Origin of the sequence: Picosynechococcus sp. PCC 8807 (assembly GCF_001693295.1) — a bacterium.
Taxonomy (GTDB): Bacteria; Cyanobacteriota; Cyanobacteriia; order Cyanobacteriales; family MRBY01; genus MRBY01.
This window is the reverse complement of record NZ_CP016483.1, coordinates 240,572-262,336: the sequence shown is the minus strand read 5'-3', so window position 1 is coordinate 262,336 and position 21,765 is coordinate 240,572. Positions and strand designations below refer to the sequence as shown.

The window sequence follows — 21,765 nt, the reverse complement described above, 5'->3', positions numbered from 1 at the left end:
TCTCAACAATTAATTAGAGCGAATTGTGCATCTAAACCGCAGAGCCTACCCCTGCATATGCACCGTAGAAAAAGATACCGACAACCGCAATGACGCCCATACCAGCGACAACTGCAACGATCCAAAGTGGGATTTTTCCGCCTTCAGACATGAGAACAACCTCCGAAAAAAATAAATTAAAGGGCTGAAATTAAAGGGCTGCCAGCTTAGTTAAAGAAGTAGCTGGAAAATAGAATACCGAGCACAGCGATTAGAAGTAAACCTAGATATAGAGAAGTCCGGTTTAGTTCCACAGGCTGTCTGTTGGGATTTTGATTTCTTTCCATCGGAAGCTCCTAACGTTGAATAAACTGCATAGCGGCGATCGCCCCTAGGAAGAAAACCGAGGGTACAGCCAGGGTGTGCACCGCCAACCAACGGACGGTAAAAATTGGATAAGAAACAGGTTGGTTAGGACCGCTTGTCATAATACAAAACCTTTTAGTGAATACAGCAAAGAAAAACGCGCGTTACTTAATTGTTAAACTCATTGATCTGATCAATCGCTTTGTAACGATCAGTCACAATGGGAATCTCTTGACGAGTTTCAGTAAAGTATTGGTCAGGACGGGGTGTCCCGAAAGTATCGTAAGCCAAGCCAGTGCTCACAAAGAGCCAGCCAGCAATAAATAACATCGGAATGGTGATGCTGTGAATAACCCAGTAGCGAATACTGGTCACAATGTCAGAAAACGGGCGTTCTCCGGTAGAACCTGCCATGCGACTATTCTCCTCTCAATTGTTAATGAAAAAAAACTTATTAAACAAATTAGCCTATATCATACGGAATTAACAGACACTCCCACAATAGAATGGGTTGCCCTTAGGCCGCTTCCGTGGATGTATCGTACCGTAAAATCACCCCCTGTTGCCCAAGGATGAAGCCTTTATTCTCATTTAAGAAAACGACTCGGTAAAAGTTTGTCGGGATCTCTTCTAGGGCAGCGTCCCGGAACCAAGTGTCGCCACCATCTTTACTCACAACAACACTGCCACTACCACCGACGGCCCATAGTTCTGCGGGGGTACGATAGCCAATGTGCAACAAACCAACACTGTTGCGATACTGCGGTGTCACCGGTTCGCTCCAGGCTTCTGCATTGTCTGGATTTGTATCGTCGCTAAATTGCACAACTCCCCCACGGGCTAACAACCAGAGTTTATCTTCGCCATTAAAGCCCATGCTCTGGAGGCGACGGGAAGAATTCCGGTTATGGGGCGTCCATTCTGTGTCCCCAGGCGACCAAGTGGAATAAAAATTACCCCGGGCAGAAACGGCCACATACTTACCATCGGCAGAACGTTCAATGGTACGGGCAACGCCAACGGCACCTTCGACAAGGGCTTTCCAGTTTTTGCCGCCGTCGGTGGTTTTGTAAATAGCCCCAAGATCGGTGACCATTTCGGCGGTGTTTGGCCCTAGGGCGGTGATGTTGTAGGGGGCACCGGGCAATTGACTGCTGAGGGCGATGCGACTCCAGTGCTCACCACCATCGTCGGTGTGGAGCAGGATCGAAGGCCGTCCGGTAATCCAGCCTTCTTGGCCAGAGAAGCTAACACCGGTAAAACTTTCTTTTTCGTCACCGAGATCGATAACTCGCTCGGCCCAGGTTTTGCCGCCGTCGGTAGTTTCAAAGAGGGTTTCTTTGGTACCGACAAGCCAGCCATGTTGGAGGTCGTCGGTAAAGGCAATATTGGCAAAGGTCGAATCGGTATTTAAGTCGATTTCTTGCCAGGGATTTTCGCTAATGGTTGGTGCCTGGACACAGCCGATGCACAATACCAAAACGGCGATCGCCGCAATGGCTTTTTTTAAGGGTTTTAATAGACCTAAAACTGAAGTCATAGCGCAATATAAAAGCAATAAAAGTAAAAATTTGGAATTAAGACAAGGCTTTGCTATGGGGGTCTTTAGTCCAGACCATAAAGGCTCAGGAAGAAAAGGATTGCCAAGCCCATGGCTCCAAAAATGAGTAGGTTTTTTTGGTTGGAGCTGAGGTTATTCACGCCAAAACCATATTTCAGATTTTCTTCAAAACCTGAGGGGGCATCCGCTGCACCAATATTGCGAAATTGGGCGCGATCAACGCTACAAACAGGACAGTTCCAAATGAGGGGCAGATCTTCAAAGGCTGTACCCGGTGGCGTGTTGGTACGGCTTTCTCCCTTTGCAGGGGTGTAAATGTAACCGCAGCTGGGGCATTCGTAACTAGCAGGAGCCTTTTCGGCGAGGGTTTTTTCTATGGGGCGATCGCTCATCGTTCAGAGGGTATTTGACTAGCAAACCAAGGAAGTAATTATGAAAAATTATGACATAATCCGTAAACTTTCTTTAATTTATGAATCTGGCCAGCGGTATAAAGTGCAAAGTCAGCTTTTTCGTTTGCGGCGATAAATCCGGAGCAGTCACCACGGGGAAAGGCGATCGCCCTAGGGACAAATTAGGGGAGAAGCTATACTTTGATTAATTTTATGGCATTGCTGCAGATCCCTCCGGGGCAAGCTAGAACGTCCGCATGACAGATTCTTTTGATCTTACGTTGCAAATTATCATCACCGTCTTTGCGGGCATTAGTGCCCAGGTGTGTGGTGAGTTTTTAAAGATTCCGAGCATTGTGCTCCTCCTGATTTTTGGCATTGCCCTGGGGGGAGATGGCTTTGGGATCTTGCATCCGAGTGAATTTGGCGTCGGCCTGGAGGTCTTGGTCGCCCTAGCGGTGGCCGTCATCCTGTTTGAGGGAGGGTTAAATCTCAAACTCAAAGAATTAAATGAAGTTTCCGGGAGCCTCCGTAACCTCGTCACCATCGGTACTTTAATCACTTTGGTGGGGGGAGGTCTTGCGGCCCATTACCTCGCTGAGTTTCCCTGGGCGATCGCCTTTTTGTATGCCTCTTTGGTGGTGGTGACAGGGCCGACGGTGGTGGGGCCGCTCCTGAAACAAGTGGCCGTTGACCGTAAGGTGGCAACCCTCCTGGAGGGAGAAGGCGTACTGATCGACCCAGTGGGGGCTATCCTGGCGGTGGTGGTACTCGATACGATTTTGAACGTTGATGCGGGCCTGGGAGAAGTGGCCAGTGGCTTGGCCCTCCGTTTGGGGATCGGGGCCGTTATTGGGGCCGCTGGTGGCTGGCTAATGGGTCAATTCTTGCGCCTGGCGAACTTCCTGTCTGAAGATTTAAAAAATTTGTTGGTGCTGGCGGGAATCTGGGGCCTCTTTGGTTTTGCCCAGTCGGTGCGAGGAGAATCGGGCTTAATGACAGCGGTGGTGGCGGGGATTGTTCTCCGGGCCTTTTCCATCCCAGAAGAGCGGCTACTAAGGCGGTTTAAGAGTCAACTCACGGTTCTTTGTGTGTCCGTTTTATTTATTTTATTGGCGGCGGATTTGTCCATTGCCAGTATTTTTGCCCTGGGTTGGGGCAGTTTTTTTACGGTGGCGGTGCTGATGTTTGTGGTGCGCCCCATTAGCGTTGCCCTTTGTACGGCCAATAGCGATCTAGATTGGAAGCAGAAATTTTTTGTTGCTTGGGTTGCGCCACGGGGCATCGTCTCGGCCTCGGTCGCCTCTCTATTTGCGATTATTTTGACGGAAAAAGGGTTTAACGGTGGTGCTTCTATCAAAGCTTTGGTTTTTTTGACAATTTTGATGACGGTATTTATCCAAGGCTTGTCGGCCAAATGGATTGCGCGGCAGTTAAAAATTACTTCCATTGAGGCGCGGGGGGCGGTGATCGTTGGTTCTAGTCCCCTCAGTCGGCTATTGGCCCAACTGTTTCAGCAGCAGGGGGAGTCGGTGGTGATCATCGATACAGACCCCAAAGCCTGTGAAGCGGCCCGCACAGAGCAGTTGGAAGTGTACCAAAGCAGCGCCCTAGATGGAGATGTGCTAGAGGAAATTGGCATTAGCTCCATGGGAGCCTTTGTCGCCCTCACCACCAACGGAGAGGTCAATTTAGTGTTGGCCCAGCGGATCATGGAGGAGTTTCATCCGCCGAGGGTAGCGGCGTTTTTTGAACAGGGGGATCCGGACAATGCGATCGCCAACAAGGGCAAAATCAGTCAGGTCTTTGGGGGCGGCTTTTCTGTCAAAGTTTGGAATCAATATATCCTCGATCAACAGGTCAAATTGGGAAAAACAACCATTGGCCCCAGGGATAAAAACCAGACTTTCCCCTTCCAAACCCTCATTGATGCCGGTAAATTTTTGCCCCTGCTCATCCGCCGCCAAGCCAGCCTCATGATCGTGCGATCGCTAGAGGATCTCAAGGCCGAAGACGAACTTATTTACCTCCTCCATGACCCCCGGCCCCAGCTTCTAAAACGACTTTCGGGGGGAATGCAAGCGCCGCGCCTCCTCTTAGAAACATTACCGGAAGTGGAAAAATTACCCCGCTCTCCCCAGGCGATCGCCCCGGCTGCCCTGCCTGAGCTTCCAGAGAACGGTTAAAATAGGGTCATGTTCAGCCCATAGATTGTGTGTAAATCATCGAGCAGCCATGACACAAACAACTACTGCCCCCGGCATCCAACTCACTGAAACCGCCCTCAAGCACGTCCTGATGCTCCGCGAACAACAGGGCCAAGACCTCTGGTTACGGGTGGGTGTGCGCCAGGGGGGATGTTCGGGAATGTCCTACATGATGGACTTTGATCGCCCCGACAATGTTAGCGAACATGATGAAGTATTCGAGTATGAAGGCGGTTTTAAGATCATCTGCGATCGCAAAAGCATGCTTTATCTCTATGGCCTCGTCCTGGATTACAGCAATGCAATGATTGGCGGTGGGTTCCAGTTCACCAACCCCAATGCCAACCAAACCTGTGGTTGTGGGAAATCTTTTGGGGTTTAATAGAAAATCGCGTCTTTGCCCCTTATGCGGTCGGCAAGGTGCCTGTTTTTTATGAGCCCGAATGACAACTATGACCGAATTAACCATCGAACAACGGTTTGAAGCTGGTTTTAAGCGTTACGATGCCGGCGAGTCCCCGGATGCCCTGCTGCCAGAATTTATCGAAATCTGTCGGCTCGATCCGAAAAATGCCGCCGCCTGGAGCTGTGTGGCTTGGTTACATTTACTCCGGGGGAAAGCAGACCTCGCCCTCCCTGCCGCCCAACGCAGTGTCAAAATTGACCATCGTAATCCCCAAGCCCATGTAAATCTTGCCCTTGCGCTCCTTGGTACTGGGGGTAAAGGGGTACGCAAGCACATCGAACTGGTGCAAAAGGTGATGGATTTCAGTGAAGAGGTGCGCCAAGATATTTTTGAAAATATTGACGATGGCCTCACGCGGAGACCGGATTGGAAAGAGTTGGCCAAGGTGAAAAACTGGCTGTCTGAGTAAACAACAGTAGAGGTGATTATTGGCGTGAAGCATTATTTTACCGGCCTAACCGCAGATCAGTTTCGCCATCCCCTAGATCAAGAAGCCACTGCCGCTCTCCGCCGCCTCCCTGGTTTGGATCTGTTGGTACGCTCTTTTTTGGGGTCAACGGCAGAGCAGGTTTTTCAGTTCAATAATCTCGCGTCGAGCATTTTGGTGGGCGATCGCCAATTGCCCCACCTCCATCACCTCCTCCAGGAAGCCGCCCAAGTACTGGATCTGACGCCGCCGGATCTCTACATCCAACAAAATCCTGTGCCCAATGCCTATACCTTTGCCATGCGGGGCCAAAAACCCTTTATGGTGATCCACACGGCCCTGGTAGAAATCCTCACAGAAGCAGAACTCCAGGCGGTTATGGCCCACGAACTGGGGCACCTCAAGTGCGAACATGGCGTCTATCTGACCCTAGCGAATCTGCTAATGCTAGCCACCAATGCCCTCCCGGTATGGGGAAGCCTACTGTCCCGGTCTCTGCAAAATCAGATGTTGGCCTGGTTACGCTGTGCGGAACTGAGTTGCGATCGCGCTGCTTTTTTGGTGAGTCAGGATCCGAAAATTATGATGTCGGTGCTGATGAAATTAGCAGGGGGATCGCCGAGTTTAGCCCCGTTGTTGAACCTGGATGCGTTCATGGAACAGGCCAAAACCTACGAACATTTGAGTCAAAATCAGTTGGGTCAACTGTTGCAGGAAACTCAAACCACCCAACTCACCCATCCCCTGCCGGTGGTGCGCGCCCAGGAAATCTGGCGGTGGGCGAGTTCCCAGGAATATTCCCTCTTGCTTCAAAACAGAGATTCAGTTTATAATCACGAAGGTTCATCCAAGGGCGGATGGCGAAATTGGTAGACGCACCACACTCAAAATGTGGCGACTTCGGTCATGGGGGTTCAAGTCCCCCTCTGCCCATCTAAAAATAGTTTTGAAGTATCTAATCTAAATACTGTCGGTAACACTGCTGAAGTGAAAATTTTTCACCTTGAGGGCCGGAACTGCGGTGCTGCCGTGACGTTCTGGGGTGGCGATCGCCTCTACATCCCGGAGTAAATCGGGCAAAGATTGATTAAAACGTAGATTACAGATCGGGTAAGCGAGTTTGCCGTTTTCGATCCAAAAAGTGCCGTCGCGGGTCATACCTGTAAATTCGAGGGTTTGGGGATTCACTGCCTGCACATACCAAGCACGATTGATAAAAATTCCCCGTTCTGTCTGGGCAATTAAATCAGCGACAGTCTGGTCACTGCCCGTCATCACCAGAGGGAAAAGGCTTCCTGTGGGTTTCTGGCCGGTTTGCTGCGCCCAGTAACGGTCATAGCTCAGGGTTCTCGGAATCCCTTCAGTGGCGATCGCCAATGGATTACAGGGCAAACCCTGACTATCAAAAGCTCCGGTTTGTAACAGGGGATGGGTTGGATCACGGTATAGATTCACCAATGGGCTAAAGATTTGTTCACCGAGGGGATGTTTGGCAAAATAACTGCGTCCCTCGGCGGCAGCCCGTGCCGACATATACCAAACTAATCGGGGGATCAGATTAGCAACTGCTCCGGCTCCCAGAACCACTGGGTAAGTACCGGGTTCAACCCGACGGGGATTTTGTGATCGCTTTGCCCGCTCCATGGTGGTCAGTACCATTTGCTCGATGGGCAACTCATCAATCCCCCAGGCTGTGCGACTTTGCCAACTGGAGCCATTGCCAATTTTGGCCGTGTAGCTAAATTCTTCCTGGGTTTGGCGATCGCCTGCCCGTAAGCCCACCGAATTCCCCAGGGCATAAACCTTAGCACTGGTACTTAAAATTCCTGACCCGTTTACTCCGGCTGCCTCGCTCCACTGGCACACCTGCTGAATTAATTCTCCCCGCTGTAAAGGCGATCGCTGCAACGTTGCGGCATCAAATTTTGCTGTCCGCACTGCGTACACTTGTTTTACTAAAAGCGGTACCCATTCAGGATCCTCTGGGGCAAGCCTCGCTAAATCTTCACTCCGTCGTAACGCCACCTGGATCTGCTCCCAGTCTTGTTCGACGGTGGTAACACTGGCACTACGGGAGCCGAAAGAACTTGTAATTGTTATTTCAAACTGATTTTTCTGCAAATTTTGTCGAATTTGGTTCTCCCCAAATCGGCCTAGGGTAGATTCCCGTTCGGCGATCGCCACTATTACCCCGTCCGATTCCGCCGCCCGAATAATTTTTTCAATCCAGTCAAAGGCCTGAGCTTGGGAAATTAATTGTGATGCCGTCGCTACCATGTCGAGTGCTGTCCATTGAAACTCTTTCCATTAAAACAACAAAAACCCTTCCACCGCAGTCGATAGAAGGGAGAATGTTTTGCGGAAAATATCTATATCATTTGAATGAATAGCCGCTCATTGAATCTGTTGGCCCAATACAGGACTTACTCTGCCCAGGCTGTATGGAAAAACTCACCCCGGGATTTATCGGTTCGTTCGTAGGTGTGGGCCCCGAAGTAATCCCGCTGGGCTTGGGTCAGATTTTGGGGTAAACGCGCCCGACGATAGCTATCAAAATAATCTAACGAGGCGCTAAAAGCTGGTACTGCAATCCCCAATTCATTTGCCGCCAAAATAACTGTCCGCCACGCAGTTTGGCGATCGATAATTGACTGTTTAAATTCCGGCGCCAGTAACAAATTCGGTAAATTCGGATTTTCCACATAGGCCGCCTTAATCTTGTCGAGGAAGCCCGCTCGAATGATACAGCCCCCCTTCCAGATCCGCGCCGTTTCACCGAGGTCTAAGTTGTAGCCATACTCCGCTGAAGCTTTACCCAGCAGGGCCATTCCTTGGGCATAGGAACACATCTTCGAGCAATACAACGCATCCCGTACTTGGTTAATAAAGGTTTTAATATCACCCCGATAAACGCGCTCCGGTGACGGTAATTCCAAGGATGCGGCTTTCCGTTCATCTTTATAGGCCGACATCACGCGGGCATTCACGGCGGCATAGATCGTCGGAATTGGCACACCCAACTCCAGGGAACTCACCACTGTCCAGCGTCCGGTACCCTTTTGTCCTGCACTGTCGAGGATCAGTTCTACCAGGGGCTGATTGGTTTCGGGGTCAATTTTTTTGAAAATATCAGCGGTAATCTCAATTAAGAAAGAATTAAGCTCATCGGTTTGATTCCATTCCGTAAAGACCTCATGGAGTTCCGTATGGTTCAGCTTTGCGGCGTTTGCTAAGAGATCGTAGGCTTCGGCGATCAGCTGCATATCACCGTACTCAATGCCGTTGTGCACCATTTTGACGTAGTGACCCGCACCACCTGGCCCAATAAAGGTAACGCAGGGGCCATCGTTTACCTGGGCGGCAACTTTTGTCAGGATCGGTTCGAGCTCCCTATAAGCGGCTTCTGTTCCACCGGGCATCAGACTGGGGCCGTTGAGGGCGCCTTCTTCGCCACCACTGACTCCCATACCAACGAAACCTAAACCTGTAGCTTCGAGATCCTTGGTGCGACGTTCAGTGTCTTCATAGAGGGAATTACCGCCATCGATGATCATGTCGCCTTCTTCTAGCAGCGGTTTGAGGTCATTGATTACATAGTCAACGGGAGCCCCGGCTTTAACCATCACCAAAATTTTGCGGGGACGTTCGAGGAGTTGGACAAATTCTTCGAGGCTATAGGCGGCTTTGATGTCCTTGCCGACGGCGCGGGTCGCCATAAATTCTTCTGTTTTGCTGGCGGTGCGGTTGTACACGGCAATCGGGAAGCCATTACGTTCAACGTTGAGGGCTAGGTTTTCGCCCATTACCGCGAGGCCGATGACGCCAAAGGTTCGTTTAGTCATATTGAGTGTTGAGTTGTTTTTCTAAGCGTGTGAGGTCTTCTTTTCTTTTACGTTAGCGTGTGGGTCTGATCTTGCTCAGAATTCGGTCATCATTTGTCGTGTTTCTTAAATATCGATCAAGGATCTGTGAAAAGTTCTTCAAATTATTGTGAGTTCGTGACGGTTTAAGGTTGATTTAAGACTTCACTATGGTGGCTTTGCCTTTTTTAAAACGGTGATTCTCTCGGTTTATCAAGGCTTTAGGCCATATTTTTCTAATTTTGAGTTTATCGTTGTGACCAAGATCAATGGAAGAAAATACGGAAATAAATGTCACCAAAAGGCCTATAAAGTCGACAGATTCTATACATTATTGTTTTGAGTTGAAACAATTTTTATTGGAAAATTTTATCGAAAAATAGTTCTTATTCTGGTTGGGGGTAAGAGTCCCAGAGGTCTGTTTTTTGGCGTAGGCTGCCGAAATTATCACGGCCAAGGATCAGGTGATCGAGGAGAGGAATGCCGAGAATTTGGGCGGATTGTAGTAAGCGTTCAGTGAGTTGTAAATCTTCGGGGCTGGGATCGACATTACCAGAAGGATGATTGTGGGCGATGATCAAGCGGGTGGCTCCATGTTTGATGACTTCGCGGAAAATTTCCCTGGGGTGGGCTAGGGTTTCGGTGGCCAAACCAATGGTGACAACCCTCGTGGCGATCAGGGTATTTTTCACATCGAGGCAGAGGACGGCAAAGCGTTCTTGGTCTTGCCACATGAGATCGTTGCTGAGGGCGATCGCCGCTGCTTCGGGACTATCAACGATGATTTTTTCGCTGGGTTTGGCCTGGAAAATTCGTTTGCCAAGTTCGATCCCGGCGAGGATCTGGGCAGCTTTGGCAAGGCCCACTCCGGGGATGCTGGTCAGTTCCTGGGGGGTCGTGTGGCGCAACACATCAAAGGGATCCCGCTTACCCTGGCTGCAGGTTTGCAAAATAAATTGGGCAAGGCCGACGGCGGAGAGGTTGCGGTGGCGATCGCCAGTGCTGATCAAGATGGCAATTAATTCGGCATTGGATAAATATTTGGCCCCCACTGCCACCAGGCGTTCGCGCGGTCGTTCGCTAGCGGGAATATCTTGGATCCGGGGGCTGTAGTTCATCTAGTTCTTAACAGATCAATGCACACAACTTGACGATGGGAATTTCATTATTCGTTAGTCTTGGTGACCTCGATGCGATCGCCTGCTTGCAGATTAATTTCCTTCGCCAAACCGCCCCGAATTTCAATCACTTGATCAATATTGACGGTCGTTGGCGGCCCATAGGTGGGACAAGGATCATTTTCACAAGGGGGGACATCATGGGCGATCGCCTGCACGACTCCCTCCCGGAGAAAAATCATATCCAGATTGATCAAGCAATTTTTCATCCAGAAACTGACTGGACGGGCGGGATCAAATTCAAATAACATCCCCCGATTATCCGGTAAAAATTCCCGATACATCAGTCCTAACCGCTGTTGTTCTGCGGTTTCTGCAACTTCTAACCCAAACCGTTGCTCCGATCCCACGATCTTGGCCGTTGCCGTAATCGGGAGCATTTGCCCCTGGGGTCTGGGGGCGGATTGGCTTACCGGGGTCTCACTGGGAGGCGTACTGAGGCCAGAATCATCAACCGGAAATGGGACACACCCAACCAAGACGGTGCCACAGAGAGCCAGACAAAGACGGGAAGTAAAAGACATGGTGCTTAGTTAAATGGTGGAGATCAAAGGGAGGCAGTTGGAACGCATTTTAAAACCTAGGGATCTTTTTTGAGGACATAACCGACTCCCCGCACAGTTTGAATTAGGCGTTTCTGGCCTTTTGCTTCAATTTTAAGGCGTAAATAACGAATATAGACTTCAATCACGTTGGATTCCCCTTGAAATTCGTTGCCCCAGACATTTTCAAGGATTTGCTCCCGTGTTAAGACCTGTTGGGGATGGGACATCAAATATTTCAACAGTTCAAATTCTTTGACTGTCAGTTCAATGGGACGGGGCGAGTCGCTACTTTGGCCTGGCGATCGCCACACCTGCCGGGTATTGAGATCTAAGATTAAATCCCCAAAAAAAAGTTGCTCCCGTTGGCCTGTTTGGGGCTGGAGATAAATTTTGAGGAGTCGTAAAAAGCGTTCCTGTTGGTAGGGTTGCAGCACATAATCATCGGCACCCGCTTCCAGGCAGATCACCCGTTCCTCAACGCGATCTTGGGTCACCAGAAATAAAATGGGCCGCACAAATTGCGCTTTGCGGAGACTGCGACAAAAGTCGATCCCCCGTTGTCCCAGGAGGGGATAGTCCACAATTACCATGCCTGCTGGTAACTGTTGGAGGCGTTGTTGGGCTTGTTCTACCGTTTCAACGGTAATGGTTTGATAGCCGAGATCGGCAAGATCTAGGGTGGCCCGTTGTGTAAACTCTTGATCCGTCCCAACGAGGAGAACATAGGCTAAACCATCGGCGGCATATTGGCTTTGGGGCATATCAAGCTATCGAAATCTTCCGAACAAAGAAAAATAAATGTGGCTAAATAAAAAAGCTCAAAGGGTAATCTTTTTGATTCTAGAAAGGCTCAATTTGGGGAAGGACAAATTTTCATGAATCTTTGCTTCTGATGCCATTTCCCTAAAGAACTTTGCGGGATGTGGGTTTCGCCACATGGGGGAGTCCCCAGCCCAGCTTCTCCCGGAGGATTCGGAAAAATTCGGGTCGGTGGAGGCGCACAAAGCGGGCATTGTAAGGCGATCGCTCTAAATGGACTTGATCCTCCGGCAAGACATAGGCCCCACCGTTACCATCAACGACCATCACCAAGCGGTGGGACGTTGCCGGAAAAATATTCACCGGTTCTGTGTCCGAAAAGACGAGGGCCCGGGACGCGAGGGAATGGGGACAAATGGGGGCGAGCTGGAAAACGGGCACATCGGGGGTAACGACAGGGCCGCCCGCACTGAGGGAATAGGCCGTGGAGCCGGTGGGCGTCGAAATCATGATGCCATCGGCGGCAATATCAACGGGGGCATGGCGACCAATCTGAATTTCAAAGTGGCACATCCCGGCTAGGGGTTCCCGGTGGAGCACCATTTCATTGAGACTGAGGGCTTCCCAAAGGAGTTCCCCGTCGCGGAAAAGCTGCACGGTGATCATCGAACGGTCTTCAATTTCGTATTCTCCGGCTAAAAGCTGGGCGATCGCCTCATCGAGGTGCTGGAGATACATTTCCGTTAAAAATCCGAGGTGTCCCGTATTGACCGTTAGCAGCGGGATTCCCTTTGGAGCAACTTGGCGTGCGGCTGATAAGACTGTGCCATCTCCCCCCAGAACCACGGCAAACTGCATATTTTCATCGAAGTTGGGGGGCACCAATTGCTCAATTTTGGTGTGACACACGGGCTGTTGGTGCCCTGTTTCCTGGGTTGGCGGACATTCTGCATAGCCAAGTAGACCGCCAAATCCAGTGGCCGTAAACACTTCCCACCCTTTATTCCTCAAGGTTTTGGCTAATTCCTGAGCGACTTGGCAGGCAATGGGTTTGATGTCGTTATAGATAATGCCGGCTTTGGGCACAAGTAGAAGTGTCCTACAAACTTAAGGATATAAACAATAGGGTATCACTCAAACCGTTTCCCTTAATACCTATACGGTTGGCGATCGCCACTAATGAAACGTCAAGTTTTTAATTCTTCAGCAGCATCCCCCAGGTATCACTCCAGGGGAACACAACTGTAGTAAAACGTCCCTAAAACGGTGTCCGAATATTCGGCTTTTTCTTCCCGTTTTTCTTTTTGCCCTTATTTTTCTCGTAGTCAATTTCCTTCAGCTTTTGCATAATGCGGCTGAAGTATTCCTGTAAGTAACTTTCGAGGGTCGTTGTTTCGGCGTGATCAAGCCCAAAGGTTTTGTAAACATCTTCCATCGGCGCGTCCAAAGGCTTACCTGTGGCCATTACTTCTGCAAAAGCCAAGCGATCCGACGCATTTTGCCCCCATTGGAAAAAGCGGCTGACCCGGCGCATTAACCGCAGAAAACCTAGAGATAGTCGGGCAATGCTGGCAGTTTGGCCAGAATAACGCTCACAAATGGCGATAATTTCTTCCCCTTTCCAAGCCCGGGTGCCCACCACTGGAAATGTTTGTTTTTCCGTGGCCGGAATTTTCACCGCCTGTACCGCAAACTTCGCAATGTCTTGGGTGTTCATGTAGGCGATTGGCGAGCTTTCCCCAGTGATCCAGACTGCCTGATTTTCGAGAATGGGAATCGCGTATTGGGCAATCAACCCTTGCATAAACCCACTCAAGCGCAGGATTGTATAATTCATGCCCGCTTCCTTGAGATATTCCTCGACGCAATATTTTGCATCCATCAAAGGCACATCACGGTGCTGCTCTGCATTAAGAATTGAGAAGAAAATAAATCGCTCGACCCCAGCTTCCTTGGCGGCTTGGATCAAGTTTATTTGCCCTTCCCAGTCAACTTCCTTAACACCAATAGAATCCGTTGCCCGGGCCGTGGCAGCATCAATGACAGCATCAACCCCTTCTAGGGCTGGGAGCAAAGACTCGGGCTGGCATAAATTTCCGCCGATTAATTCTGCGCCCCACTCCTTGAGAAAGGAAGCTTTACGGGGATTCCGGACGAGACAACGGACTTGATGTCCTTCATCCAATGCCCGTCGCGCGACTTGCCTGCCTAATGTGCCAGTAGCACCGACCACCAGTAAATTCATTTAAATTCCGGTTAAGTAACGTTTTTTTAAGATTCTATAGAATTTTATCAGAAAGCGATCGCCCCCTCCCCCCATGCAGAGAAAAAGGCCGCCCCATCCGCCAGATCTTTTTGTCTACAATCAAGGCAGTCACCATGGTTAAAATTTAAGTCCTATGTTTTTTGGTTTGCTCGGTAAAAAGACCCAGATGCCTACGCCCCAGGAGGCTTTACCCGGTCGTACCCAAACAATGCCTATCCCCGATCAGCATTTCGTCAATGGCAATCCCATTGCTCCCCCCTTCCCCGCAGGGATCGAACTTGCGATGTTTGGTCTGGGCTGTTTTTGGGGGGCAGAGCGCAAATTTTGGCAAACCCCCGGCGTTTTTAGTACAGCGGTGGGCTATGCGGCTGGCCATACCCCCAATCCAACCTATCAGGAAGTCTGCTCTGGGATGACGGGCCACAATGAAGTGGTTCTTGTTGCCTATGATCCTACGCAAGTGTCCTACGAGACTCTCCTCAAGGTTTTTTGGGAAAGCCATAATCCCACCCAAGGGATGCGCCAAGGTAACGATGTGGGCACCCAGTACCGTTCTGGTATTTACACCTACTCCGAGGCCCAGAAACAGTTGGCCCAGGCATCCCAAGAGGCCTATCAAGATGCTTTAAAGGCCAAGGGTTATGGCGCAATCACAACGGAAATTTTGGAGGCACCGGAATTTTATTATGCGGAAGAATACCATCAGCAGTATCTCGCAAAAAATCCAGGGGGCTACTGTGGCCTCGGTGGTACAGGGGTCGGCTGTCCCGTGGGTCTCGAAGCTAAATCCTAGTGACCCTCGGATCGCATAATTTTTGAACATCAGGGGCTTGGGTAAAATAGCCCCTTTTTTTTATTTTTCACCGCAGATTAGGACGCCTCTGGGGTCGGTAACTCAAACGTCAGTTGGACATAGTTTGATTCCGTTTGGTGCCGGGTTTCCTGAAGCTTAGCCAGGTATTTTTGGCAGTCTTCTTGCCAGAAAGCGGAGGTGCCTGGGCAATTTTGGTCGGTTTGTAGCCAATGTTGAAAAACCGTTTGGCGTTGATCCTGGGGCTGACTGATTTGGTAAATACGGGTGCGTTTTTTCTGAATGGTGGTGATCTTGAGGTATTTCAGTTCGAGGCCGAGTAGTTCGAGGAAGCGGCGCAAAATCATGATCGGGGTAGAATTTTTCGCGAGGCCAATGCCAACGGTGGTCTTGATGGCATCTCGATTTTCTAAGGCGATCGCCGCCAGTCGTTGCATCTCTGGATCGAGGTTGTGGAGCGGTCGATTTGTCTGGGCGAGGAGGGTGGTGATCCCCAAAATTTCCATAGTGCCGATGATTGCCCCCATTTGGGAGTGGTTAAAATCAGGCTGGAAAATTTGTCCGCCCCCCTGTTGCATCAGGTGAGTTGCAATTAGGGCATCTCGATCCGCCAGGTAAGGGCGACCCAGGGTCAGGAAATAGTGACGCCGCAGCTTTTGGTACCAGTGGTCGTCATCTTTAGCCACTAGGGAAGCGGTGACGGGGAGATTGTAGCGTTTCTGGAGTTCGTATTTGCGGAGTTGTTGTCGTTCGGAAGGGCTTTTCAGGAGTTTCTTTTTCAGGCGTTGGTAGTCTTTGGTACTCAAGGGGGTTGCCTGGGCGATCGCCAAACATTCTGCTTGGTAGTTCGTATCGCGAATGGAATTAATCGCCGTGGCCAATTGATTATCGGGTTGGCTTTGAGTCGCCGTCGTTTTGCGGTGTTTTGGTACCGCCGACAACTGATGTCCTTCCCGCTGGAGATGGGCGAGCACGGCCTCGCGGTAGTTCACCATGCCCGCATTAATCCGCACCGCAAATTTGGCCCAACACAGAAGGGATTCGGCCTGAAAAGCAGTGTCTAAATCATCAAGGGCGATAAAGTCAGACTGTTGCAGCAGGCGGATATTCGTTTGGGTGAGCCTTTGACTGGAGGTGAGTAGTGCCGGAATGGAAGTGGCCCCATTGCCGACGGTGTTAAAGCCATATTTGGCGACCCAGAGATGACGCGGAATATTTTCACGGACTCGACTCAGGGCCTGGCAAATGGAATTAACCGTTTGTACCCCCTGGGCGATCGCCCACACCGAGGTGAAATGTCCCTGCAAATCGAGACTAATCCCCGTTTCCACAGCTGGACTCGCTAAAACCACATCATACTGAGCGAGGGTTTGGTTAATTTGGCCCATGGCACCGTAGGCAGGATGTTCAGGATCCGCCAGGGATTCCGCATCAAGGCGAAGAATTTTGCGGTCAGGAAACTGATTTTTGAGGTAAATTTCGAGGGTCGAAGTGCTCCATTGGCTCTTGAGTTTTTGGGCCGACAGACAGATGAAAGGCCGCCCGCCCCCTTGGATATGTTGCACCAAGTCCTTGACTAGCCGTTTTGGTGTGCCATCGGGATAGTGATTGAGGGTGTAGTGGGTGGTGGTATCCGCTTGCCAGGTATTTTCAATGAGATAGGGCTGGAGCTTTTGGCCTCCCAGGGTCAGGAGGTAGTCAATGGAGACATCGCTCAAGTCGGCATCACTGATGTAAATTTGGCCTTCGCCGACAAAGACATTTTGCAGCAGGTGCTTGAGGCTCTGGAGAATATTGACCCGGTTATCGCGACAGGTGCTGGAATTTAACCCGTGCCATAGCACTTGTTCTACTTCGTCAAAAATAATCAGGGCATCGCCCCAGTGATGGGGATTGAAACGGGCCTGGGATTTGCCATGCAGAGAATCAATGCAGAGGCCATAGCCATTAATTTTTAGGTTGGGTTCCTTGGATCGATCTTTGCCCTTGGGTAAATCACGGATGTAGTCGAGGCCAAACCGCTGACAGAGTTCTTCGACGAGACGAATGCGGTGTCCAATCACAAGGACGGGCTGTTGGCGGGCGATCGCCCCCGCAACAACTGATTCTAGCCAACGGGTTTTGCCCGTTCCTTTGGGAGATTTGAGCGCAATTAACTTGGCTGCTGGGGGAATTGTTAACTGCTCCGGGAGATACCGCTGGTGGAGGGTTTGGTGACGGGGATAGGTGAGTTGTTCAAGGTCTTGGGCTTTCCAAAGATCGAGGCTGGGGGCGTTTTGAAAGGCAGCTTCAAAGGCGGCTTGACCTTGGTTCGCAATGAGATCATCCACCCCTTTCCCGGCACGACGATCCCAGGTGATCACCTTGATGGGGCAACCGGCTTGTTTGAGTAGATAACCTGTTTTTCGGATGGCACTGCGCACGGCCCGGATAGTGGTTGGTTTTTCATCCTGGTCAAAGGCAATGTAAATGGTGCGCTGGGCGTGAATCAGTTTTTTCAGTTGGGGAATCAGTCGAGATTGGCCGATGCGGTGGCCAAATTCATCCTTGGGTGTCCGGATCGCGCCATAAATACCCGGTAGGGCGATCGCCCCGTAGCCGGCACTGAGGAGGGAGCCTGCTTTTTTCGCCCCTTCAGTAATAATCAGGGGGATTTGGGGATGTTCCTTTAGCCATTGCCAAAAGCCCCCATCGGGCTGGGTATCGTCCCAATCGTCTTGGCTAAATTCTAGTTGATGGCGGCGGGCCACCCGTTCCCACACATGGGGCGGCAGTCGCAACGCAAACAGGCCCGTACTCGTTTTTGGGGGGTGTTCGTACTTGATGGGTTTGCCTTTTTCTGGATTGACGCGGGGTTGTTCCGGTTTGAAACAGCCCCAAAGGTCAGCCTTTCCCGTCAAAATATCAACACCAGAACACCACCAGCCCCCGGCCTCGGTGTGTTGATAGCGCTGGAGGTAACTGTCCCCCAAACGACCATCATTTCGTCGGGGCAACGCCTCTGAATAGAGCAAATAGTCCAAAGGGCGATCGCCCTCTAGGGAAATAACATTCAGTTGGATGAGTTCAGGATCAACACAGCTTTGCTGCCATTCTTGAACATGATCCATGGGTTGCACCTCAGACGCTAGATGTAGGGTAACTAAGCATACTCCACTCTATATCTGGTGCGCAACTTTATTTTTAAAAAAATCTTAAGCAAATTTTAAGGCCGCAAATCCAGGGGAGTTGAGCCTGGGATCCGGGGGCGATCGCCACCGCAACAAGATTTGTAACGGCCTTTTAAAGGGCGATCGCTGACACCGAGGACTTGGGAGTTTAGCTATCCTGGGCGGGGCGGCTCGGTCGCTCAGTGCTGGCCTGTTTTTCGGGGATCACAATCGTCCCAGTGCGGAGTTGTTCGTCGAGCAGTTGGATCGCCTTGGCATATTGCGGGTCAGCCATTGTACCAATTTTTGTGCGATCTTCTTGCAATGTTTCTTGATCAGCTTCATCAAGTTCCACAATAAAGTCCGGCGCAATGCCTTCTTTATTGATATCCCGACCAGAGGGGGTCAAATATTTGGCGACCGTCACGGCAACCCCAGAATCATCCCCTAGGCGACGGACAGATTGGACTAGGCCCTTACCGAAGGTTTGCGTCCCTACAAGTACCGCCCGTTGATTGTCCTGGAGCGCGCCGGAAAGGATTTCGCTGGCACTGGCGGATCCCCCGTCCACTAAAACGATCAGGGGTTTATCTGTTAGGGCGCGGTCACTGGCCTCCTGGCGATCCACTTCCCCGACACGGTTTACCGTCGAAACAATCCCACCACCATCAAGCCACATTTGGGCAATGTCAATGCTGGCATAGAGCAGTCCCCCAGGATTAGAACGTAGATCTAAAACATAGCCATCGACATTTTGAGATTCTAGATCGGCGATCGCCTCGCGCATCTCTGCCGTTGCCTGGGCGCTAAATTGGGTCAAGCGAATATAGCCCACATCCCCAATGGGACTCTCATTAATCCGTGCCTTTACCGGATGAATCTGAATCACTTCCCGGACAATGGGAAATTCTAATACTCGCTCATCTCGGCGGATGGTGAGGGTGACCTCCGTACCCCGTTGGCCCCGGATCAAATTCACCACATCGTTGAGTTCCATCCCTTCGGTGGGTTGCTCATCCACAGCAACGATCACATCTTGGGCCATAATGCCCGCTTCAAAGGCTGGCGTCTCCTCAATGGGCGCAATCACGACCACCTCTTCTGTATCTTTATCCTTGGCGATCTGAATGCCGACCCCGGTCAACTCACCGGACGTATCAACCTGTAAATTTTCAAAATCTTGGGGGGGCATAAACCGGGTGTAAGGATCTCCCAGGAGATCTAACATTTCCCGAATTGCATCGTAGGCTTCGTCCGTATTGGCATAGTCTTTGCTGAGAAACTCTTGCCGCACCTGACGCCAGTCATTTTGGTTAAAGGTCGCATCAACATATTCTTTGTTGATGACATACCAAACCTCGTCCACAATTTCCTTTGGGCTGTCTTTGAGGTAGGCTTGACTTTTAGAGTAGTGCAGCCCTGCCCCTGTAACCGCCACAGTGGTTAACACTAGAGCTGTTGCACCGAGTACAAAGGGTTTAGAGTTTGACATGGAAGGCTTCAGATAATTAGTAAATTGGGACTGCCCCCATCAATAATTTGCACGACAGCCACTATACCTATGCTAATGCAGCAAACTTAAAATCGGGAAGAGCGATGAAGATTTCCCGATTAAATCAGCATTATTTATGGTGGCTAAAAATAAAGACGAACCAAGGTTCGCCCAAAAAAATTAGCAGCTTGATTGTGTTGAATATCTCGGCCTAGGCCAATCCAGGTACGGCAGGATGGAAGAAAAAGGCCAATCCGAGCACTGTATAGGTCGCTAGCAACAAGCTTCCTTCTAACCAGTTGGAGTTGCCGTCAGAACTAATGGAGTTGGCAATCAGTACAGCCACGGCCACGGCCACCAGTTCAAAAGGATTAAAATCAAGATCCATCGGTTGACCAATGACCCAACCAGCAATCACTAAGACCGGGGCGACGAAGAGGGCAATTTGTAAACTAGAGCCAACGGCAACGGATACAGACAGATCCATTTTATTTTTTAGGGCAACGGTAACAGCGGTGGCATGTTCTGCGGCATTACCGATGATGGGCAGGAGGATCACCCCTGTAAAGAGAGGACTGAGGCCGAGGCTTTCGGTGGCTGCTTCGAGGGAACCGACTAAGAGCTCCGACTCAATGGCAACGGCGAGGGTAACAACCAGTAGAACCCCAACCCAGAGCCAAAGGTTGACTTTTGCCTTGGCTTCTTCTTCTGTTTCCCCTTCTTCTTCGATTTCTGCGACCCCCACATCATATAGATAGGAGTGGGTTTTCATCGAGAACAATAAAGTGAGGCCATAGACCAAAATGAGCACAACGGCTACAGCAACGGAAAGGTTTTGGAGAGTGGCTTGGCCGATACCAGCGGAGGTGTACTCTACGGCGGTGGGAATTAGGATCGCAATTACCGCCAAGTTCATGGACGAAGCATTAAGGCGGGCAGCGGTGGGCTGAAAGTCTTGTTCTTTGAACTTGAGGCCACCCAGGAGCATTGCAAAACCCATCACCAGGAGCAGGTTACTAATGATTGATCCGGTAATCGTGGCCTTGACAACATCGACTAGGCCGGACTTGAGGGCGATAAAAGCCAAAATTAATTCGGTGGCATTACCAAAGGTGGCATTTAACAGACCACCAAGGTTGGGGCCGACGACAACGGCAATTTCTTCGGTGGCTTCTCCCATGAAAGCGGCTAGGGGTACAATGGCGATCGCCGCTGTACAAAATACAGTCACGGGACTCCATTCGAGGAAGTGGCCAGCCAAGGAAATTGGGATAAAAACGAGCAGGGCCAGGAAAAGAGTGTTTTTGTTTAGCATAGAGACGTAAGGGTTGCGCTAGTGTCCAATATAGACGCGAAACCAAGAATCCGCGCCCCTTTCGGCAGAGATTCCTTGATGAAATATTGCAAAGGGGCGATCGCCGTTACATTCGCATTTTTCCAAGTGTATAAAATCGATATCGGATTTAAAAATCCGCAGTAGACTAAAATCGCAGCACTTCTTTGCAAAGTCAATGCAAAAAATAGCCCAGTCTCCCGATTTAAAAACATTTTTTACCCAAGAAATCGAGAAGAAAAGAACATCTCAAACGCAGGAAATCTATGCGAAAGCGGAAAATAATCCCTTGGGTTACTTTGCGGTAGGGATACATCAATTCAAAAACTTCAAAAATCAAGTCCAAGGCAATATTGGAGAAAGCTTTATTGCACTTTTGTTGAGTCAGCTACCAAAAACATGGGCAATGGGGAAAAATATTTTTATCCCAACCCATAGTAAAAAGCTAACAGAGATTGATTTATTAATTGTTGGCACAAAAGGTATTTTCCTTCTGGAAATCAAGACCTGGAAAGGATCTTTTTCTGCGTATCGTGACCGCTGGAAAAGGAGAGGAGGGAGTCGTTGGATACCTTTACAAAACAGTCCAACCCAGCAAAGTCTGTATCACCAAAAAGCATTTCAAACTTGGCTTGACATCCAAAATTTATCCATTGATCAAAATGCCATTATTGCACCCGTAATTTTTCCTGCTGCCCAGTGGGTCGGTATTAAACATTGTTCTGTCCCAGTAATTACTGCCTTGAGCGAATTAAATCGTTTGATTGCTCAAAGAAAAGATTATTTGGATAATCTCCAAATAGAGGCTATTGTGAATGCTCTTCAAGAAATCGCAGTGCCGATGCAGCAGACAGACCCGCAAAAGCCAACCTTGGCTAAATCTAAACCTATTCTCAAGAAAAAACACCACACATGAAGCAAAAAAAATCTCCCTTGATGGGAGATGTTAACAATTAAATTACTCTCTTAAGGAA

22 protein-coding genes and 1 tRNA gene are annotated in these 21,765 nt (G+C 50.0%); 7 read left to right on the top strand and 16 right to left on the bottom strand.

The genetic code is table 11. From position 1 onward, the window contains the following. Positions 1 to 31: 31 nt before the first annotated feature. The 6 genes from AWQ24_RS01280 to AWQ24_RS01265 form a co-directional block, all read right to left on the bottom strand. Complete coding sequence (locus AWQ24_RS01280; protein WP_012305869.1) at positions 32 to 151, bottom strand: photosystem II reaction center protein J; 120 nt, start codon at positions 149 to 151, stop codon at positions 32 to 34. A gap of 55 nt (positions 152 to 206) precedes the next feature. Further along, positions 207 to 326, bottom strand: coding sequence for a photosystem II reaction center protein L (locus tag AWQ24_RS15825; protein WP_012305868.1), 120 nt, complete (start codon positions 324 to 326; stop codon positions 207 to 209). Between the two features lie 9 nt (positions 327 to 335). Then, on the bottom strand, positions 336 to 467 hold the full coding sequence (psbF, locus tag AWQ24_RS15820) for a cytochrome b559 subunit beta (RefSeq protein WP_012305867.1): 132 nt from the start codon (positions 465 to 467) through the stop codon (positions 336 to 338). 46 nt (positions 468 to 513) lie between these two features. Continuing rightward, positions 514 to 759 (bottom strand): cytochrome b559 subunit alpha, encoded by a 246-nt coding sequence (psbE, locus tag AWQ24_RS01275; RefSeq protein WP_012305866.1) that lies wholly within the window; start codon positions 757 to 759, stop codon positions 514 to 516. A 103-nt stretch (positions 760 to 862) separates the two neighbouring features. Beyond that, positions 863 to 1,885: a photosynthesis system II assembly factor Ycf48 gene (locus AWQ24_RS01270; protein WP_012305865.1), complete on the bottom strand. Its 1,023-nt coding sequence runs from the start codon at positions 1,883 to 1,885 to the stop codon at positions 863 to 865. Positions 1,886 to 1,950: 65 nt separating this feature from the next. Then, complete coding sequence (locus AWQ24_RS01265) at positions 1,951 to 2,298, bottom strand: rubredoxin (protein ID WP_012305864.1); 348 nt, start codon at positions 2,296 to 2,298, stop codon at positions 1,951 to 1,953. A gap of 257 nt (positions 2,299 to 2,555) precedes the next feature. On the opposite strand from AWQ24_RS01265, the gene AWQ24_RS01260 reads away from it, so the two are divergent. From AWQ24_RS01260 to AWQ24_RS01240, 5 genes are all read left to right on the top strand, one after another. Then, positions 2,556 to 4,484: a sodium:proton antiporter gene (locus tag AWQ24_RS01260; RefSeq protein WP_065715788.1), complete on the top strand. Its 1,929-nt coding sequence runs from the start codon at positions 2,556 to 2,558 to the stop codon at positions 4,482 to 4,484. Positions 4,485 to 4,533: 49 nt separating this feature from the next. Continuing rightward, complete coding sequence (locus AWQ24_RS01255; RefSeq protein WP_012305862.1) at positions 4,534 to 4,887, top strand: iron-sulfur cluster assembly accessory protein; 354 nt, start codon at positions 4,534 to 4,536, stop codon at positions 4,885 to 4,887. A 70-nt stretch (positions 4,888 to 4,957) separates the two neighbouring features. Further along, a complete protein-coding gene (locus tag AWQ24_RS01250; protein ID WP_012305861.1) occupies positions 4,958 to 5,380 on the top strand; it encodes a M48 family metallopeptidase in 423 nt (140 codons plus the stop codon). Positions 5,381 to 5,395: 15 nt separating this feature from the next. Beyond that, complete coding sequence (locus AWQ24_RS15815; RefSeq protein WP_071819477.1) at positions 5,396 to 6,271, top strand: M48 family metallopeptidase; 876 nt, start codon at positions 5,396 to 5,398, stop codon at positions 6,269 to 6,271. Beyond that, positions 6,250 to 6,331, top strand: a tRNA-Leu gene (locus tag AWQ24_RS01240). Before AWQ24_RS15815 ends, AWQ24_RS01240 begins: the two co-directional genes overlap by 22 nt. A 27-nt stretch (positions 6,332 to 6,358) precedes the next feature. Here AWQ24_RS01240 and AWQ24_RS01235 read toward each other — a convergent pair. The 7 genes from AWQ24_RS01235 to AWQ24_RS01205 all read right to left on the bottom strand — a co-directional run bounded on the left by AWQ24_RS01235 (position 6,359) and on the right by AWQ24_RS01205 (position 13,985). After that, entirely contained in the window at positions 6,359 to 7,675 is a 1,317-nt protein-coding gene (locus tag AWQ24_RS01235; RefSeq protein WP_065715787.1) for a TldD/PmbA family protein, read from the bottom strand. A gap of 146 nt (positions 7,676 to 7,821) precedes the next feature. Further along, positions 7,822 to 9,240 (bottom strand): decarboxylating NADP(+)-dependent phosphogluconate dehydrogenase, encoded by a 1,419-nt coding sequence (gene gnd / locus AWQ24_RS01230; protein ID WP_012305858.1) that lies wholly within the window; start codon positions 9,238 to 9,240, stop codon positions 7,822 to 7,824. A 404-nt stretch (positions 9,241 to 9,644) separates the two neighbouring features. Then, a complete protein-coding gene (gene radC, locus AWQ24_RS01225; protein ID WP_065715786.1) occupies positions 9,645 to 10,376 on the bottom strand; it encodes a DNA repair protein RadC in 732 nt (243 codons plus the stop codon). Between the two features lie 47 nt (positions 10,377 to 10,423). Next, positions 10,424 to 10,960, bottom strand: coding sequence for a DUF192 domain-containing protein (locus AWQ24_RS01220; RefSeq protein ID WP_065709927.1), 537 nt, complete (start codon positions 10,958 to 10,960; stop codon positions 10,424 to 10,426). Between the two features lie 56 nt (positions 10,961 to 11,016). Then, the gene (nblR, locus tag AWQ24_RS01215; protein WP_065715785.1) at positions 11,017 to 11,742 is read right to left on the bottom strand and encodes a response regulator transcription factor NblR; all 726 of its coding nucleotides are present in this window, start codon (positions 11,740 to 11,742) and stop codon (positions 11,017 to 11,019) included. Positions 11,743 to 11,884: 142 nt separating this feature from the next. Continuing rightward, positions 11,885 to 12,826, bottom strand: coding sequence for an NAD(+) kinase (locus AWQ24_RS01210; protein ID WP_012305854.1), 942 nt, complete (start codon positions 12,824 to 12,826; stop codon positions 11,885 to 11,887). Between the two features lie 172 nt (positions 12,827 to 12,998). Continuing rightward, positions 12,999 to 13,985 (bottom strand): SDR family oxidoreductase, encoded by a 987-nt coding sequence (locus AWQ24_RS01205; RefSeq protein WP_065715784.1) that lies wholly within the window; start codon positions 13,983 to 13,985, stop codon positions 12,999 to 13,001. 154 nt (positions 13,986 to 14,139) lie between these two features. On the opposite strand from AWQ24_RS01205, the gene msrA reads away from it, so the two are divergent. Continuing rightward, entirely contained in the window at positions 14,140 to 14,799 is a 660-nt protein-coding gene (msrA, locus tag AWQ24_RS01200) for a peptide-methionine (S)-S-oxide reductase MsrA (protein ID WP_065715783.1), read from the top strand. Between the two features lie 77 nt (positions 14,800 to 14,876). On the opposite strand, the gene AWQ24_RS01195 is transcribed toward msrA, so the two are convergent. The 3 genes from AWQ24_RS01195 to cax all read right to left on the bottom strand — a co-directional run bounded on the left by AWQ24_RS01195 (position 14,877) and on the right by cax (position 20,773). Continuing rightward, the gene (locus AWQ24_RS01195; protein ID WP_065715782.1) at positions 14,877 to 17,927 is read right to left on the bottom strand and encodes a plasmid replication protein, CyRepA1 family; all 3,051 of its coding nucleotides are present in this window, start codon (positions 17,925 to 17,927) and stop codon (positions 14,877 to 14,879) included. Between the two features lie 208 nt (positions 17,928 to 18,135). Next, positions 18,136 to 19,458 (bottom strand): carboxyl-terminal processing protease CtpC, encoded by a 1,323-nt coding sequence (ctpC, locus tag AWQ24_RS01190; RefSeq protein ID WP_012305850.1) that lies wholly within the window; start codon positions 19,456 to 19,458, stop codon positions 18,136 to 18,138. Positions 19,459 to 19,669: 211 nt separating this feature from the next. Continuing rightward, positions 19,670 to 20,773 carry a calcium/proton exchanger gene (gene cax, locus AWQ24_RS01185; protein ID WP_065715781.1) on the bottom strand — a complete coding sequence of 368 codons (1,104 nt, stop codon included), beginning with the start codon at positions 20,771 to 20,773 and terminating at the stop codon, positions 19,670 to 19,672. A 196-nt stretch (positions 20,774 to 20,969) separates the two neighbouring features. On the opposite strand from cax, the gene AWQ24_RS01180 reads away from it, so the two are divergent. Further along, positions 20,970 to 21,707, top strand: coding sequence for a nuclease-related domain-containing protein (locus AWQ24_RS01180; RefSeq protein ID WP_065715780.1), 738 nt, complete (start codon positions 20,970 to 20,972; stop codon positions 21,705 to 21,707). Positions 21,708 to 21,765: the final 58 nt, after the last annotated feature.